The following is a 15,507-nucleotide window of genomic DNA, read 5'->3' on the forward strand; positions in this document are numbered from 1 at the left end:
ACAGGCTGGAAGCCTATCCCACAACAGCGTTGAACTACAGGTTCATCGCTTTGGATTCTTCGGTGAAGATGGTCTGGGCACGGTCAGGACCAACCGACAACACACCAACGGGAATGCCAACCAACTCTTCGATGCGTTTGACGTAGGCCATAGCGAGTGGCGGGAAGTCATCGACCGAGCGAGCGTCATCCACCGGTGTGTTCCAACCTTGGATCGTTTCGTAGATCGGTTTGCAACGACGAAGCTGCTCCGCGTGCGCTGGCACGCGATGGATTTCTTTGCCGTCCAGTTCGTATGCGACACAGACCTTCAGCTCATCGAAGTGAGCGAGCACGTCCATCATCATCAGTGCCAAACGGGTCACGCCGGACAAGCGAGCGGTGTAACGAACGGCAACCGCGTCGAACCAACCACAACGACGTGGGCGTCCGGTGGTCGTTCCAAACTCGTTTCCGAGTTTGCGGATCTTCTCGCCCGTTTCGTCTTCCAGTTCGCTCGGGAAGGGACCGCCGCCAACACGCGTGCTGTAAGCCTTGCAGACACCGAGAACTTGGTTGATCCACTTGGGCGGCACACCGGCTCCGGCACAGACGCCAACCCCTGACGAGTTGCTGCTGGTTACAAACGGGTAAGTCCCGTGATCGATGTCGAGCAAAGCACCTTGAGCACCTTCGAACAGCATCTTTTGGTTGGCTTCCGCAGCGTCCAAGACCATGTCGGTCGTGTCGGCGATCATCGGAGCCAAACGTTCGGCCCAAGAAGCCGCCAAAGCGACCATTTTCTCGGGTGCGATCGAATCAAGCTCTTCCTGGGAAGCACCCAAGTTCTTCAGCAACGCTTGCTTTTGTGTCGCGACGGTTGAGATACGTTCGTCACGCGAACCTTCGATCAAGTCGATCATTCGAATCGCGTGGGTGCGTCCGACTTTGTCTCGGTAACACGGGCCGATGCCACGGTTGGTGGTTCCAATCGATTCACCGCGAACCGCCGTTGCGTTGATGGTCGCGTCTTCGATCATGTGCCACGGCATCACCAAGTGAGCTCGTTCACTGACCTTCAGGTTTTCGAAGACATCGATCCCGCGAGCTTGCAAGCCATCGATTTCTTGCAGCATCGTGGTCGGGTTGATCACCACGCCGGGGGTGATGACGTTTTGAACGTCGCTGTGCAGAATCCCGGACGGAATGTGGTGCAGTTTGTAGGTTTCATCACCAGCGACAACGGTGTGCCCTGCGTTGGCTCCGCCTTGATAGCGAACGACCCAATCAAAACGTGGTGCCAGCAAGTCGACGAGTTTGCCTTTGGCTTCGTCGCCCCACTGCAGACCAATGACACAAGTTCCGGACAAGGGATTTTCTTTCAGTGATGAAGGGTCGTTGACACGAAAAGGCTATTCGACGAGCGATCCACCCGCGAAGGATTGGCCTTCCGTTCTCGATCAAAGTAGGAAGAAGTCAGCCGATGGCTGACACAAGATCAGTCTCGCATTTCGCCATGGTCAACTGATTCGCACGGGAGCGAATCAGCGACCGGCAAACACGTTGAGACTCAGGACAGAGCCGCTTTGACAACCGCGTCGGTGTTGATACCGAAGCACTCATAGACAGCGTCGAATGGGCCACTGGCACCAAACGAGTGCATGCCGACAAACTTGCCTTGCGAACCGATCCAGCGGTCCCAGCACATTTGAATGCCGGCTTCGATGGCAACGCGGTTGGTGACTTCGGGTGGCAAGACTTCGTTGATGTACGAAGCGTCTTGCTGAGCGAAGATGTCCATGCAGGGCATGCTGACGACGCGAACCTTTTTGCCTTGAGCGGTCAATTTTTCGCCCGCATCAACGGCCATGTGAAGTTCGCTGCCGCTGCCCATCAGAATCACGTCGGGCGTGCCTTCGCAGTCGCTGAGGATGTAACCACCACGAGCACATCCCGATGCCGCGGCGTACTTGCTGCGGTCCAGGGTTGGCATGTTCTGACGTGACAAAACAAACGCACTGGGGTGATCGTTGATGCCCATCGCGGTGCGATAGCACTCAGCGACTTCGTTGGAATCACCAGGACGGAAGACGTTCAAACCTGGGATCGCACGGCAAGCGGTCAGGTGTTCGACTGGTTGGTGAGTCGGTCCGTCTTCGCCGACGCCGATCGAATCGTGCGTCAGGATGTACATGGTGGGTTGATGCATGATGCTGGACAACCGCATTCCACCACGCATGTAGTCGGTGAAGACGAAGAACGTCGCGGCGTATCCACGCAAACCAGACAAGCACAAACCGTTGGCGATTCCAGACATCGCGTGTTCGCGAATTCCGAAGTGCAGGTTGCGGCCTTTGTATTGGCGTGGCAAGAACTCGCCGGCACCTTCGAACTTCAGGTCCGATTTATTCGACGGTGCCAAGTCAGCGCTTCCGCCGATCATGAAGGGAACGTTCTTGGCGATCGCGTTGAGAACTTTGCCGCTGCTGTTACGAGTCGCGTCGCCCTTGGCGTCGGCTTCGAAAACCGGGATGTCTTTGTCCCAACCTTCGGGCAATTCACCAGCGAACATGGCTTTCAGTTCGGCAGCCTTGGTGGGCTCGGCCGCTTGGTACTTGGTCCAAACGTCTTCCCACTGGCTCGATGCGGTCGCGCCGCGTTTGCCAACGCCTTCAGCGAAGTGCTCACGAACACCTTCGGGGACATAGAACTTTTCGTCTTCGGGCAAACCGTAGGACTTCTTGGCCAGGGCAACTTCGTCCCAACCCAGTGGTGCACCGTGTGCGCCGTGCGTGTTTTGCTTGTTGGGTGCACCGTAGCCAATGATCGACTTCACAACGATCAAAGTGGGCTTGTCACCGCACGCTTGGAATTTCGCGATCGCTTTGCCCAGCGCGTCGACATCGTTGGCATCGTCCACGTGCAGGACGTTCCATCCGAGCCCTTCGAACTTCTTGCCCATGTCTTCGCTGAAGGCAAGCTCGGTGTCACCTTCGATGGTGATGTTGTTGTCATCGTACAACCAGCAAAGGTTGTCGAGTTTCAAGTGACCGGCGACGGAGGCAGCTTCGGTCGCGATGCCTTCCATCAAGTCGCCGTCGCTGCAGATGGCGTAGGTGTTGTAGTTGAACAGCGTCAAATCGTCGGTGTTGTAGTTGGCGGCCAACCATTTTTCGGCCATCGCCATTCCGACGCTGTTGCTGACGCCGGCACCCAGAGGTCCGGTCGTGGTTTCGATTCCTGCGGCTTCGGCGAACTCGGGGTGCCCGGCACAAACGCTGCCGATTTGACGGAAGTTTTTGATGTCTTCCAGCGAGATCGATTCGCCGCCGGTTGGATTGCCGTATCGGTCCGTTGCCTGGACGCCGATCAGGTGCAGTGTGCTGTAGAGCAGCATGCTGGCGTGGCCACAGGACAACACAAATCGATCCCGGCCCGGCCAGTGTGGCTTGGCGGGGTCGTAATTCATTGTGTTTTGGAACAATTGATACGCGATGGGAGCCAACGCCATCGGCGTGCCGGGGTGACCACTGTTGGCGGTTTGGACGGCATCCATGCTGAGGCAGCGGATGGTGTCGATGGCGAGGGTTTGATTGTCAGTGGTAGTGGCAGTCATCGGCACGCGCGAGAAGGTTTGAGGAGCGGAATTTCAGACCCGGAAAGCGTACCGGCGAGGCTCCAAACACGAAAGCCCTGAGGCGAAACTGCCCACCAAAACGAGGGGAACCACCAGGCATTCCCGTTGTATACTGGCGTTCGAGCCACATTCCAGAACCCCACTTTTTCAGGCGGAGAAGATGAGCCAGAGGAACAAGATGAAGATTGCGTGCACCATCCTGGTTGCCATTGCGACCTGCGGCTCAGGTGCGTCAAACGCACAATCACCGGAATTTCAGGGGCCTCGATTTGAAGGTCCACGGCGTCCCAATACGCCTCCCACCCAGACCGCACCGTCGTCGGCACACCCCACTCCCAACCACTATCCAAACGGCTACCCTCCGCACTCTTCAGCCACCGGGCCCGGTGGCGGCTACGGACGCGGCCCCATCCCACCACGAACTCGCTCGCCACATGAGGAACAGGCTCTGGAGTGGGCGATGTTTCTGCAACATCGCTTTCATCAGCCAGTGGAATTGGATACCGAACGCAAACTCAGCGAGTTGCCTCGATTGATCCAAGAGGAAGTCAGCGTTCCCTGCACGCTCGACCAAGCTGCCATGCGAATCGCTGGCGTCGACCCAGCCGCCGCGGCGGTCGAACTGCGAGCGAGCGAACTTCCGCTACGCGTTGCTTTGAAACGAGCCCTCGCTCCACTGAAGCTGGCTGCCAAGCTGACTTCGGACGGCTTGGTGATCACCGCCGACTTCACGGAACTCGCTCGGGCCGGCATCGCCACGGATCGCTGGGTGGGGATCTCCGCAGACACCACCAAGAAGATGGAGTCCGATCTGAACAAGACGGTCTCGATTGAGAGCGACAGCATCCCGCTGAACGAGGCGATCGCGACTCTCCAAGAGCAACTCCATTACCGCGTTGAGCTTGATATTTTTTCGCTGGAAGGCGAAGGCTTGTCGGCCGACATCCCCATGAATATTCATGCCAAGGAAACAAGCTTCCGTTCGGTCATGAATCGAATGCTTCGCGATCAGAATATGACCTTCCAATTCGAGGACAACGTGTGGGTCGTGACGACGGTCACCGCTGCCGAGGATCGACCTCTCAATCGAGTTTACTACCTGGAAGCCACCGGGCTGACCGAATCGATTTCCCAAGCCATGCAATTGGTTCAAACCTCCGTCGATCCAGAGTCATGGGAAGTGCTCGGTGGAATGGGCACCATGGCACCCTTGCCAACCGGCGGATCCAATCGGCCAGGCATCCTGATTTCCACCTCGTTCGCAACTCACTTGAAAATCGAAGCTCTCTTCGATGCACTCCGAGCTGGAACGGTTGGCGAGGATGTACCGACCAAGTCGGAACCGTACCAAGATTCTTTTGGCGCCATTGATTCGGGCTATTTCTGTGGGACATGCCTTCAGGCCGCTGAGGGAGGCGGAAACTCAAGCGGCAGCAGCCAGAATGCTCCCAACACGCCACAACAAACCGGCGGCATGTTCTGAACCTGTCGCACGGTGGTCCCCACCGTGAGTCCACACTCAGCTCGCCCAGAGACCATTGAGCTGCAGGTTCATGCTCGGCTTGCTGGGAGGCCCCAGCAAGCTACAGGTTGCCGCATGTTCGAAACCGCCGCACTCAAAAACCTGTCGCACGGTGGTCCCCACCGTGAGTCCACACTCAGCTCGACCAGAGCCCATTGAGCTGCAGGTTCATGCTCGGCTTGCTGAGGGCCTCAGCAAGCTACAGGGTGCGGCTTGTTCTTAACGTGTAAGGCCATGTAGCAAACTCCTCTGCGTCCCCGCGACTCACCGCCTCTGCGTCAAGCTTCACCCGCGATCGCGTCAGGCCGCTCGACGATTCCACGCCAACACGCAAACAGTTGGGGACAATTGTTCTATCCTTGCCTCGCGTCACGTTTGACCGATGGGATCTCCAACGACTTCGCCTTCGGTCCATCCCAGACGTCTTCCACCTCTTGCCCGCCAGCAGACTGGCGTAGCAACAAGTGCACACCTCCAACCAACGCCCAACCAACCGTGATTCCGACGATCGTTGGAAAACGCAAAACAAACGCGTTCCAAACCGGATTTCGCATCGTGGATACCGCGGTCAAACCGACCAAGTGCCAGCCACCGACAACAATCATCAGCAGCACCAACGCTGGAACCGCCAACAACACCAGTTGCGGCAAGCGACGAAACGTGACCTCGTAGCCGCGGCTCAGACAATCCATCGCATCCGCCTTTTCTTGGCTGACCAGCGCCGCCAATCCAAACGGGATCGCGGCCTTCGCTCCCGCTAACAACAAACCGACCACCAAACCAGCGGCGATGGCCAGCGGTGCGAAAACATACGACCACTCACTGAAGGCACGCTCGGCGGTCGCGATTCCATCTGCGAACCATAAGAAAAGCAGCAGCGGCAATGCACAGACAGCGGGCAAGACACTGATGACGATCGCTGACTTCAATCGTTTGCCAATGATCTTCCAAGTCTCAACAAACCCAGGCAGATCACGACCTGCGGTGAGCAAGACCCCCAGTCGCAAAAGAACCATCGCGACGGGAGTCCACAAAACAATCGTCCAAAGTGTTGCTTCCCAAAACGCTTCCCTCAGAAACGAACCATCCGGCGCACGGATTGGATCGAGCAGACTCCAAGGTCCCACGGCAACCAACTCGCCCAATGACGCGGTCGTTCGCCAACCTTCGGTCGCTTCAATCGGCGATTGATGATGCGCGGCGATCCGAGCCAATCCAAACCGCCAGACCACGTCCACGATCGCAACCAGCAGCAACCAAACCGGCGCACCGGCCAGCCTCGCCACATTGACCAACCGGAGCCATGGCATGACATCAGTCCACGTTCGGACTCGAGCGAACAAAGGTTGCTCGGGCGGGCGCGCATACGACTGAACGGGATCGGTGGCGGGATCAGAATCTGGAGCTGTGTCAGACAAAACCGAACTCAAAGGACCGGGGCTTTCGCGTGCCACGACCCGCGAAAACTGTCACTCGCTGGGCGTGGGGTAGAAACGCCAGTGTTGCGGATTGGGCAACGCTTGAAAATCAGAGGCCAACCGCCCTTCGGTTCCAACGGTGCTTTTGCCATCCCGCGAATCAGAGGAACCCGGGGTCCGGTTTTGCGATGAACGCACGCGGACGGCGAATTGATCTGAGATCCGCGACCAGGACTCTGGACGCGGCAGAATTTCGGTGATGGGAATTGCGATTTCGGCAAGCACTCGAGGACCGAGGTTGCTGGATGCTTCGGCTTCCGATCGCTCGTTTGATTGGGCCTGGCCCCAGCCGCTTAGAGCCACGTACCAATTCGGTTGCCAGCGAACAGATCCGTCCACCGTTGATTCTCGGTTGCCTCGCGAGTCGCACCAAAAACGGAACGACGACATCAGGTCACCATCGCCATCAACCCACAGTTCCAACGCACTCGGCCGAGTCCCCTCCGGTCGCGATCCCGCAGAAACGCCGGCGTCAACAATCGCAACGTACAAGTATTCTTGGTCGCTCACGCAGGCGAACATCAGATCGTCGGTGCGTTGCCAACGCAGGTCGCTCCAACAAGTGTCATCGAGCTCGCAATCCAATCTTGGGCGAGACTCAACGCTTGGCAATGCGATCTGCTTTCTCGTCGCGGATGGCATGCCAGAGTTTTCGCCCTCGCTCAATGGACCAGCACCCACACCCGAAATCCGACGTGCGGCCATCACAACCGGATGGTATTCCCAATTGCTTCGTTGGCTCATCGGTGGCAAAGTCGGCAAGGAACCATCGAGTGCTCCCGATGCCAACGATGCGGACGCCAACCGTGCCGAAGCACCGGGCGTGGACATCCCGCCCACCTTGCCAAACGGCGTCTTTGTTTTGGTCGTCGATTCGTAAGTCACTGGCTTCACGGCAAATGGCGACAACGACTGAGCCTGCCAATGTGTCCCCGGTTGAACCGCGTTTTGTTGCTCGGCCAATTCGTAACCACCGCCCGCATTGCTGACTCCGTCCCGACTGGATGCACCGCCTCTCCAACGCGACTGAGCACCGTTGGAATTGGATGCAAGCCAACCGGGTTGAGTCTGCGACATGGCAACCAAAGATCGCTCAAAGCTTTCTGCACGAGCTTGCAACATGCAGTCCGCCCAACGACGCACCGAGTCCACCGGCGCGGCGTCAACGATCGTTCGCAGCATGATGTTTTCGCAGGCGACCAATGCCTCCGCATGCATCACATTCTTTGCGGCACTTGCATGCAGAGCCGCGGCGCGGGTTTGCGTCCACAACCACCAAAGCAACCGAGTCCGATCCTCCGACGCCGTGCGAGGTAACAAGACCTCCAACGTGTCAGTGAGTTCCTTTGGCCGAAGCCCTGGATCCAACAGCAAGTCTTTCAGCCGTGTCAGCTGACTCATTCTGGCAGTCGCTATCTGCAAACGTCTGCGTGAGGCTTGGTCGGTCGTCCCAGCACTTGATTCCTGACCAGACGCCAAGACCAAGCCACCGGTCAACGACAGATCTCGCCGAAGTTCGGTGGAGGTTCCCGGCACGGGCGACACCACCACGCTGTCTGGCACCGCCATCCCAGGAGTCACCACCATCATCGCATCCAATGCCAAGTCGCCCACCAAAACGGCTCGGCCCGACAACAACGCATCACTGCGAAGTGCCACCGCGCGTGAGGAACTGCCGGCGGAATCGAATTGCAACTCGCTGGTGTAAACGCGTCGAGGCTGTTTGCGTATCAGCGATGCGGTCCGAGGAAAGTTGGAATCGTCCAATGTTGCACTGACCCAAGCATCCCGCGTCGACGCTGGCAAATCGGCATCCAGCACCACCACCGCTGGTTGATGCTCGCGCAACAGGCTCGCTGACGGTTTCTGTTCCGATGTTGCGGTGCTGCACCAATCGGTTCGACCGACGCCCAGTCGCATCGCGGCATGTCGAAGTCGACCAAGCAGGCGGACGGTTTCTGAATTTGCAGGTGTTGCAGAATCCATCACCACAACAACACGCCGATTCATCTCCAGAGCTTCGCGTCCGATCAACGCCCACGGCACGGAGTGTTCCGATGCCGCCACGAACATCACCGCGGCACCTCGATCAGCACCACGGACCGGTTGCCACGTTTCGCCATTGTCGGTGGATCGTTCAATCAAACCATGCGTGCCAACACGGACTCGCCAACCTTCGCCCTTGGTTTGCCGAGCCGATTGACTGGCCTGGACCAGAACATCTTGACGCAGCCAATCTCGCAGTTTGTTTTTGGATTCGATCGATTGCGATGTGTCTTCCAACCAAGTCAGCCCGCCATCGAATGAGTGAAATCGGTTCGCGGTGGTCGCCTCGGAGTCATCACCAATTGCCTCGATCGATCCGGCAGGAAGCGGCTCGGCATCAAAGCCGTTGCGTATCGCCATCCGATGCAACTTGGTCGCATCGGACGAATCCACGCGGTGCCAACTTCGTCCCGCATCGTCGCTGGCCAAAGCTACGCCGCGACTCAGCCCGGTGACCGGTTCGTAGCCACCGCCGACCGCGACCACTCGGGTTTCGGTCAAAAAGCGAACATCACACAACGCGACGTCGACTCCCGAAGCGAAGTTTCGCCACGTCAGCCCAGCGTCTTCGCTGCGGACGATCACGCCCCAATCACCGACCGCGACCAGGACTTTGCCGTCTGGCGAGACCGAAACCGCATGCAACGAGGCGTCGTCGGCGAACTGCGAGGCCGAAACATAGGCGGCCGGCAGATCAAAACTTTCCGGAGCGGTGGCCACATGACGACTGCGGGTCGTGCCCGTGTTGCCAAACGCTCGGTAAAAACCGGGCATGGTTTGGCCAGCGGCGGGAGTGGCGATCCATCCGGCGAGCAGGGCCGCCAGCAACGGCAGCAACCGAACGCCCCAATTTTGAATGGGAAGCGAAACGACAGAAGCGATCATGAGGTCCAATTCCGAACGACCGCCGCAGCGGCCCAAAAGAGGCACCAACCAGCGATGACATTGATTCCCAGCAGCATCGAACTGGCCAGAATGCGACCTTGCGAGGCGAACACGGCGGTTTCGCCGATCAGGGTGCTGAATGTCGTCAAACTGCCCAAAACACCGATTCGCACCGCCAAGAGTGTGCGGGGGTGTGCCAAAGAGGCTGCCCAGCCCGTTGCGACCCAATCGGACGCCACCAGTGCTTGAGAGAACTGGAATAGTCCCCCCAGGGCGCAGCACCCGAGCAAGTTGGCAAGCGTCGTGCCGACACTGCCATGAAGCGTCAACCAACCACTTAGCGGGGCAGAAACTACCGTCAACGTGATCAAGTAGCGTAGAACAGCCCCAATGGAGCCGCCTAGGGCGATCGCGAACAGGTCTGAAACAAAGGTCATTGAGGACAGTTCCGCGTTTTCACCATTGCCAGTCAGGGCTGAGGAATTTACGTTGGAGGGTCCTAGCTTCGGAAGTTTTTGATGATCGGAGCAAGGTCCATTTCGACTCTTTTCGAATCCCACTCTGTCCCCAGTAGACCACCACCGATGAGTACCGCTTCGAGCTCTTCCAGCGCCAACGCCGCGAAAGGCGATCAGCAACCGATGAATGGAGCCGATGTTCTCGTCAAATCGTTGGTCGATCACGGCGTCGAAGTCTTGTTCGCCTACCCCGGCGGATGCAGCATGCCAATGCACCAAGCCCTGACCCGGTACGGGGACTCGATCCGCACAATTTTGCCCCGCCACGAGCAAGGCGGTGCCTTCGCCGCACAGGGCTACTCGCGCAGCACCGGCAAAATCGGCGTGGTGATGGCAACCAGCGGCCCCGGTGCCACCAACTTGGTCACCGCTATCGCGGACGCGAAACTGGACAGCATCCCCATGCTGTGCATCACCGGCCAAGTTCCCACGGGAGCGATCGGAACCGACGCGTTCCAAGAAACTCCAATGGTGGAAATCTGCCGCGGAATCACCAAACATCACTACCTCGTGACCGACTTGGCCGATTTGCCTCGCGTCATGAAGGAAGCCTTCCACATCGCCACCAGCGGTCGCCCCGGCCCCGTTTTGGTGGACATGCCCAAAGACGTGCAGTTGGGCAATTTCCCAATCGACATGGATCCAGAAATGGATCTGCCGGGATACAGCCCCGAGGCTCCCAAAGTCGCCGGCGAAACGATCAAGCAGATGGCTGCGGCCATCAAACTGGCTCGTCGACCTGTCATCTACGCCGGTGGCGGGATCATTTCTGGTGAAGCCAGCGAAGAACTTCGCGAGCTGATCAAGAAAACAGGCATTCCAACGGTCACAACCATCATGGGACTGGGCGCGGTCTCGCCTGATGACCCTCGTTCGCTCGATTGGTTGGGCATGCACGGTGCCGCCTACGCCAACTACGCCGTTCGCGATTGCGATTTGTTGATCGCATTGGGCGTGCGTTTTGATGACCGAGTGACCGGCAAAGTGGAAGCGTTCGCGAAAGACGCGAAAATCATCCACGTTGACATCGATTCGTCAGAATTGAACAAGAACAAACAAGCCCACATCCCGGTTCGCGGCGACGTGAAGGATGTGCTTGTTCAGCTGAACAAAATTGTTCAGGCACCTGAAATCGAAGCTTGGCAGAAAACCTGTACTGAGCTGAAAGCCAAGTACCCACTGAAATACGACAACTCGTTCGACGGCATTTTGCAACAGCACGCGATCGCGACGCTCAGCGACATCACCGCCGATCGGGAAACCTACGTCAGCGTTGGCGTGGGACAGCACCAAATGTGGGCCGCCCAGTTCTTCAAGTTCCGCAACCCTCGGACTTGGATGAGCAGCTCGGGACTCGGCACGATGGGCTTTGGATTGCCGGCCGCCATGGGCGTGCAAGCCGCTCACCCGGACGCCCTGGTCATCGACATCGATGGCGACGGCAGCTTCCAGATGAACATCCAAGAACTCGCAACTTGCTTCTGCGAAAAGCTTCCTGTGAAAGTCCTGCTGCTGAACAACCAACACCTGGGAATGGTGGTTCAGTGGGAAGACCGATTCATGGATCGCAACCGTGCTCACACCTACCTTGGCCCCATCGATCACGAAGAAGCCAAGGGTAAGAGCACCGCGGATCGCTTCGAATACGCCAGCGACCGTTACCCGAACTTTGTGCAAATCGCCAAAGGCTACGGATGCGGTGCCGCCACGGTCAAAAAGAAAGCGGACCTCGAAGGTGCCATGCGAGAAATGATTGATCACAAAGGCCCCTTCTTGCTGGACGTCGAAGTGCCCTACCAAGAACACGTGCTGCCAATGATCCCCGGTGGAATGACCGTGGACGACATGCTCTTGGACTGATCCTGAAAGTGGAAATGGATACCGCAGTGGAAAACCCCGCAGTGGAAAAAAACGGGCAACCGACCCCCTCATCGACGTCGACCGCAACCGACGCAGCACCAACCCCCAACGCACCCAACCGCCCCGCGCCGAACACGGCCGGGAATCGGAAACGAGGTGTGCCTGAGGGCGTGTGGCGGAAGTGCGACTCGTGCGGCGCCTCGCTGTTCTACAAAGAAGTTCAGCAGCGTCTGAACGTCTGCCCACAGTGCGACCATCACTTTTACGTGAGCGCGTGGGAACGTGTCGCTCAAGTGCTCGATGATGGCACGTTCGAACCGATGAACGAACATCTTCGGCCGACTGACCCGTTGGAATTTCGCGATCGTCGTTCCTACGCCGAACGTCTGGTTGGCGAACAAAAACGCACCGGACTAACCGATGCGGTCCTGACCGGCACCGGCATGATCCGCGCTCGACGAGTCGCTTTCGCAGTGACCGACAGTGCCTTCATTATGGGCAGCATGGGATCGGTTGTCGGCGAACGCCTGACTCGATTGATCGAACGTGCCACCGAACAAAACCTGGCGCTGATCATCATCAGTGCTTCCGGTGGTGGTGCTCGAATGCATGAAGGCATTCTGTCGCTGATGCAAATGGCCAAGGTCTCCGCCGCCCTTTCGCGTTACCACGCCGCGGGCGGCTTGTTCATCAGCGTGCTGACCAACCCAACCATGGGCGGCGTCGCTGCCAGCTTCGCTTCCCTCGGTGACTTGGTCTTCGCTGAACCCAAAGCCTTGATCGGTTTCGCCGGACCGCGAACGATCAAAGCGACCATCGGCATCGAATTGCCCGAAGGGTTCCAAACCAGCGAATTCCTGCTGGAACATGGCTACATTGATCGCATCGTTCATCGAAAATCGTTGAAGACGGAAATCGCCACCGCCATCGACTATTGCGGGAAGTAACCGATGGGCTTGCTCGATTCGATCATGGGCGCGTTCTCCAAAGGCAGCGGTGGCTCGCTGAAGAGAATCGACGTTGAAAAACGATTCGAGCGTTCGCGGACCGCAGCGACGGGAACGATGAGCAACTTCTTCGTTGCTTACGACCTGGAACGAAAAGAGAACGTCGGGGTCAAAATCCTCGACCCTGAAAAATACGAACTGTTCGAAAGCCGCTTTAAAGGTTTGAACAAACCTTCCGAAGGCGAGATCGCGATGCAGATGAAGCATCCGCTGATCGTGAAGACTTTCGAACATGGAATCACGGCAAAGAACCAACGCATCTTGGTGATGGAATACATCGCCGGCGCGGGCATTCAAGATGTCATCGTTCGCAAGAAACGTGAAGTCATCGACGGCAAAGAAATGCTGCTGATGCGAGAGATGGCCGAGTCACTCGCATACGTGCACGAGCAAGGCTTCATCCACCGCGACGTCTGTCCCCGCAACTTCATTTGCACTCCACCCAAAGACGGCGAAGAAACCGTCTCCGGCGTGCGACTGATCGACTTCGGCTTGACCGTGCCAGCGACACCTCCGTTCATGGCTCCGGGAAACCGAACCGGGACACCGCTTTACATGTGCCCCGAAATCGTACGCCGCCGAGCGACCGATCAACGCGTCGACGTGTTCTCGCTTGGCGTGACGTTCTACTGCCTGCTGACATTCCAACACCCTTGGCAAGGTGAGATTGTCACCGGGCGAGCGGCGCTGCAACACGATACCGAAACCGCGACTCCGATCCTGGAACGCCGCGAAGACGTTCACCCTAAAGTTGCTCGCGTGATCACGCGAATGATCGAGCCCAACGTGGACAACCGATTGCCGTCGATCAAAGAGTTTCTCTCACAAACTCGCGGACTCGAATCCGCCTTCGTCAGCTAGCCAGCAATAGCTCGCTCACTCGTCGGGGCGTGCCCCATTCTTCGCCGATGAACTCGGCACAGCCACACGCATGAAAACGGTGGCGAACGGTTCGGTTAAACTGGGACTAGCCATTGATTGCCACTCGGCTTTCCCGGCTCTCGAATCCCACCCCACAGCTCACCGTTCACACGGAATCCATCATGCCCCACCGTCGCGATTTCCTTGCGGGCTCCCTCGCTGCCGCATCCCTTGCTTCGCTGCCAACCAGCAATCTTTTCGCGGCTGATTCTGAAACCAACAGCCGTTGGCCCATTTGCGTTTTCACCAAACCGCTCAACTCGATGTCGTTTGATGAGATGGCCGCCGCACTTGCAAAAGCGGGCTTTGATGGCGTCGAAGCCACCGTGCGAAAAGGTGGCAACGTCGAACCCGCCGACGCGGCCGAGAAGCTGCCCGAGATGCAGCGAGCGATGCAAAAACACGGTCTCGAAATCACCCTCATCACGACCGACATTGGTTCGATGGACGATTCCCATCGAGCCACCGTTCTCGAAACGGCGGCCGACCTGGGCGTCTCGCGATTCCGCATGCGGTATGGCAAGTACAACCGCAAGCAGCCAATCAAACACCAACTTGATCACTGGAAGCAACAATTTGGCGAACTCGCGGATTACTGCGGGAAGATCGGCATGCAGGCGCTGTACCAAAACCACGCCGGGGAAAACTACCTGGGTGCGTCGCTGTGGGATCTGGATCGAGTTCTTTCTGACATCTCGCCGGACCACATGGGCGTTGTCTATGACATCCGGCACGCACAAGTCGAAGGCGGCATGAGTTGGCCGGTGACTTGGCGAATGATCCAGCCCCGCGTTCGGATGCTGTACGTCAAAGATTTCCAATGGGACGATGGCCGAGTCACCAACGTGCCGCTGGGCGATGGGCTGGTCAGTCAAAAGTTCTTCGATGCGGTGAAAGCCAGCGACCTGAATTGCCCGATCTCATTGCACGAAGAATACCTCGACCATCGTGATCCCGCCCTCGTGCCACAGCATCTTGAAGCGATGACCACCGACCTGAAGACGCTTCAAAAACGCCTCGGCGCCAAGTAGGGCAGGCCCCGCTTGGCGATCGTTCTTCGCCGGCAAACACCGCTCTCGCGAAAGCGTTCGAAAGGACGACTCGCTTTGTTTCAAAGCATCGGCGTGGTCGCCATGTGAGACATGGCCTACGGGCGATTGCAAATTGCAAAGTGGACATTGCAAGTTGGCAATTGCTGACCGGCGAAATCACGCTTGCCGAGCCACGAACATTTTGCAATTTGCATTTGTCAATTTGCACTTTGCAATCCACCCCACCACGTAGGCCAGGCCCCGCCTGGCGATCGTTCTTCGCCGGTAAACGCCGCTCTCGCGAAAGCATTTAAGACGACGACTCGCTATTGCTCCAAAGCATCGGCGTGGTCGCCATGTGAGACATGGCCTACGGGCGATTGCAAATTGCAAAGTGGACATTGCAAATTGGCAATTACCGACCGGTGGAATCACGCTTGCCTAACGACGAACATTTTGCAATTTGCATTTGTCAATTTGCACTTTGCATTCCAGCCCACCACGTAGGCCAGGCCCCGCCTGGCGATCGCTTTTCGTCGGCAAACGCCGCTCTCGCGAAAGCGTTCGAAACGACGACTCGCTTTGTTCCAAAGCATCGGCGCGGTCGCCATGTGAGACATGGCC

Annotated in this window: 11 protein-coding genes; 5 read left to right on the forward strand and 6 right to left on the reverse strand. The window is 57.8% G+C overall.

Annotated elements, in window-relative coordinates; genetic code table 11:
- Nucleotides 1–34: 34 nt before the first annotated feature.
- Together B2R17_RS24670 and tkt are read right to left on the reverse strand one after the other, a co-directional pair.
- On the reverse strand, nucleotides 35–1,348 hold the full coding sequence (locus B2R17_RS24670) for an adenylosuccinate synthase (protein ID WP_008659316.1): 1,314 nt from the start codon (nucleotides 1,346–1,348) through the stop codon (nucleotides 35–37).
- 200 nt (nucleotides 1,349–1,548) lie between these two features.
- Complete coding sequence (gene tkt, locus B2R17_RS24675; protein WP_081610967.1) at nucleotides 1,549–3,600, reverse strand: transketolase; 2,052 nt, start codon at nucleotides 3,598–3,600, stop codon at nucleotides 1,549–1,551.
- Between the two features lie 193 nt (nucleotides 3,601–3,793).
- Between tkt and B2R17_RS24680 the strand changes: the two genes are divergently transcribed.
- Nucleotides 3,794–5,098 carry a hypothetical protein gene (locus B2R17_RS24680; RefSeq protein ID WP_286766112.1) on the forward strand — a complete coding sequence of 435 codons (1,305 nt, stop codon included), beginning with the start codon at nucleotides 3,794–3,796 and terminating at the stop codon, nucleotides 5,096–5,098.
- Between the two features lie 392 nt (nucleotides 5,099–5,490).
- Here the strand turns inward: B2R17_RS24680 and B2R17_RS24685 are convergent, their stop codons facing one another.
- The 3 genes from B2R17_RS24685 to B2R17_RS24695 form a co-directional block, all read right to left on the reverse strand.
- A complete protein-coding gene (locus tag B2R17_RS24685; RefSeq protein ID WP_286766113.1) occupies nucleotides 5,491–6,447 on the reverse strand; it encodes a hypothetical protein in 957 nt (318 codons plus the stop codon).
- Between the two features lie 159 nt (nucleotides 6,448–6,606).
- The gene (locus tag B2R17_RS24690) at nucleotides 6,607–9,546 is read right to left on the reverse strand and encodes a WD40/YVTN/BNR-like repeat-containing protein (RefSeq protein ID WP_286766114.1); all 2,940 of its coding nucleotides are present in this window, start codon (nucleotides 9,544–9,546) and stop codon (nucleotides 6,607–6,609) included.
- Entirely contained in the window at nucleotides 9,543–9,983 is a 441-nt protein-coding gene (locus tag B2R17_RS24695) for a fluoride efflux transporter FluC (protein WP_008662100.1), read from the reverse strand. The genes B2R17_RS24690 and B2R17_RS24695 overlap by 4 nt, the downstream gene beginning before the upstream one ends.
- A 147-nt stretch (nucleotides 9,984–10,130) precedes the next feature.
- On the opposite strand from B2R17_RS24695, the gene ilvB reads away from it, so the two are divergent.
- The 4 genes from ilvB (at nucleotide 10,131) to B2R17_RS24715 (ending at nucleotide 14,883) form a co-directional block, all read left to right on the forward strand.
- Nucleotides 10,131–11,924: a biosynthetic-type acetolactate synthase large subunit gene (gene ilvB, locus B2R17_RS24700; protein WP_286766115.1), complete on the forward strand. Its 1,794-nt coding sequence runs from the start codon at nucleotides 10,131–10,133 to the stop codon at nucleotides 11,922–11,924.
- Between the two features lie 8 nt (nucleotides 11,925–11,932).
- The gene (accD, locus tag B2R17_RS24705) at nucleotides 11,933–12,871 is read left to right on the forward strand and encodes an acetyl-CoA carboxylase, carboxyltransferase subunit beta (RefSeq protein WP_007327662.1); all 939 of its coding nucleotides are present in this window, start codon (nucleotides 11,933–11,935) and stop codon (nucleotides 12,869–12,871) included.
- A gap of 3 nt (nucleotides 12,872–12,874) precedes the next feature.
- Nucleotides 12,875–13,792 (forward strand): serine/threonine-protein kinase, encoded by a 918-nt coding sequence (locus B2R17_RS24710; protein ID WP_339888951.1) that lies wholly within the window; start codon nucleotides 12,875–12,877, stop codon nucleotides 13,790–13,792.
- Between the two features lie 182 nt (nucleotides 13,793–13,974).
- Nucleotides 13,975–14,883, forward strand: a complete 909-nt coding sequence (locus B2R17_RS24715; RefSeq protein WP_286766117.1) for a sugar phosphate isomerase/epimerase family protein — start codon at nucleotides 13,975–13,977, stop codon at nucleotides 14,881–14,883.
- 441 nt (nucleotides 14,884–15,324) lie between these two features.
- Here B2R17_RS24715 and B2R17_RS24720 read toward each other — a convergent pair.
- Nucleotides 15,325–15,507: hypothetical protein (locus tag B2R17_RS24720; protein WP_286766118.1), on the reverse strand; the 183-nt coding region annotated here is incomplete at its 5' end.

The sequence above is a fragment of the Rhodopirellula sp. UBA1907 genome (assembly GCF_002337565.1).
GTDB lineage: Bacteria > Planctomycetota > Planctomycetia > Pirellulales > Pirellulaceae > Rhodopirellula > Rhodopirellula europaea.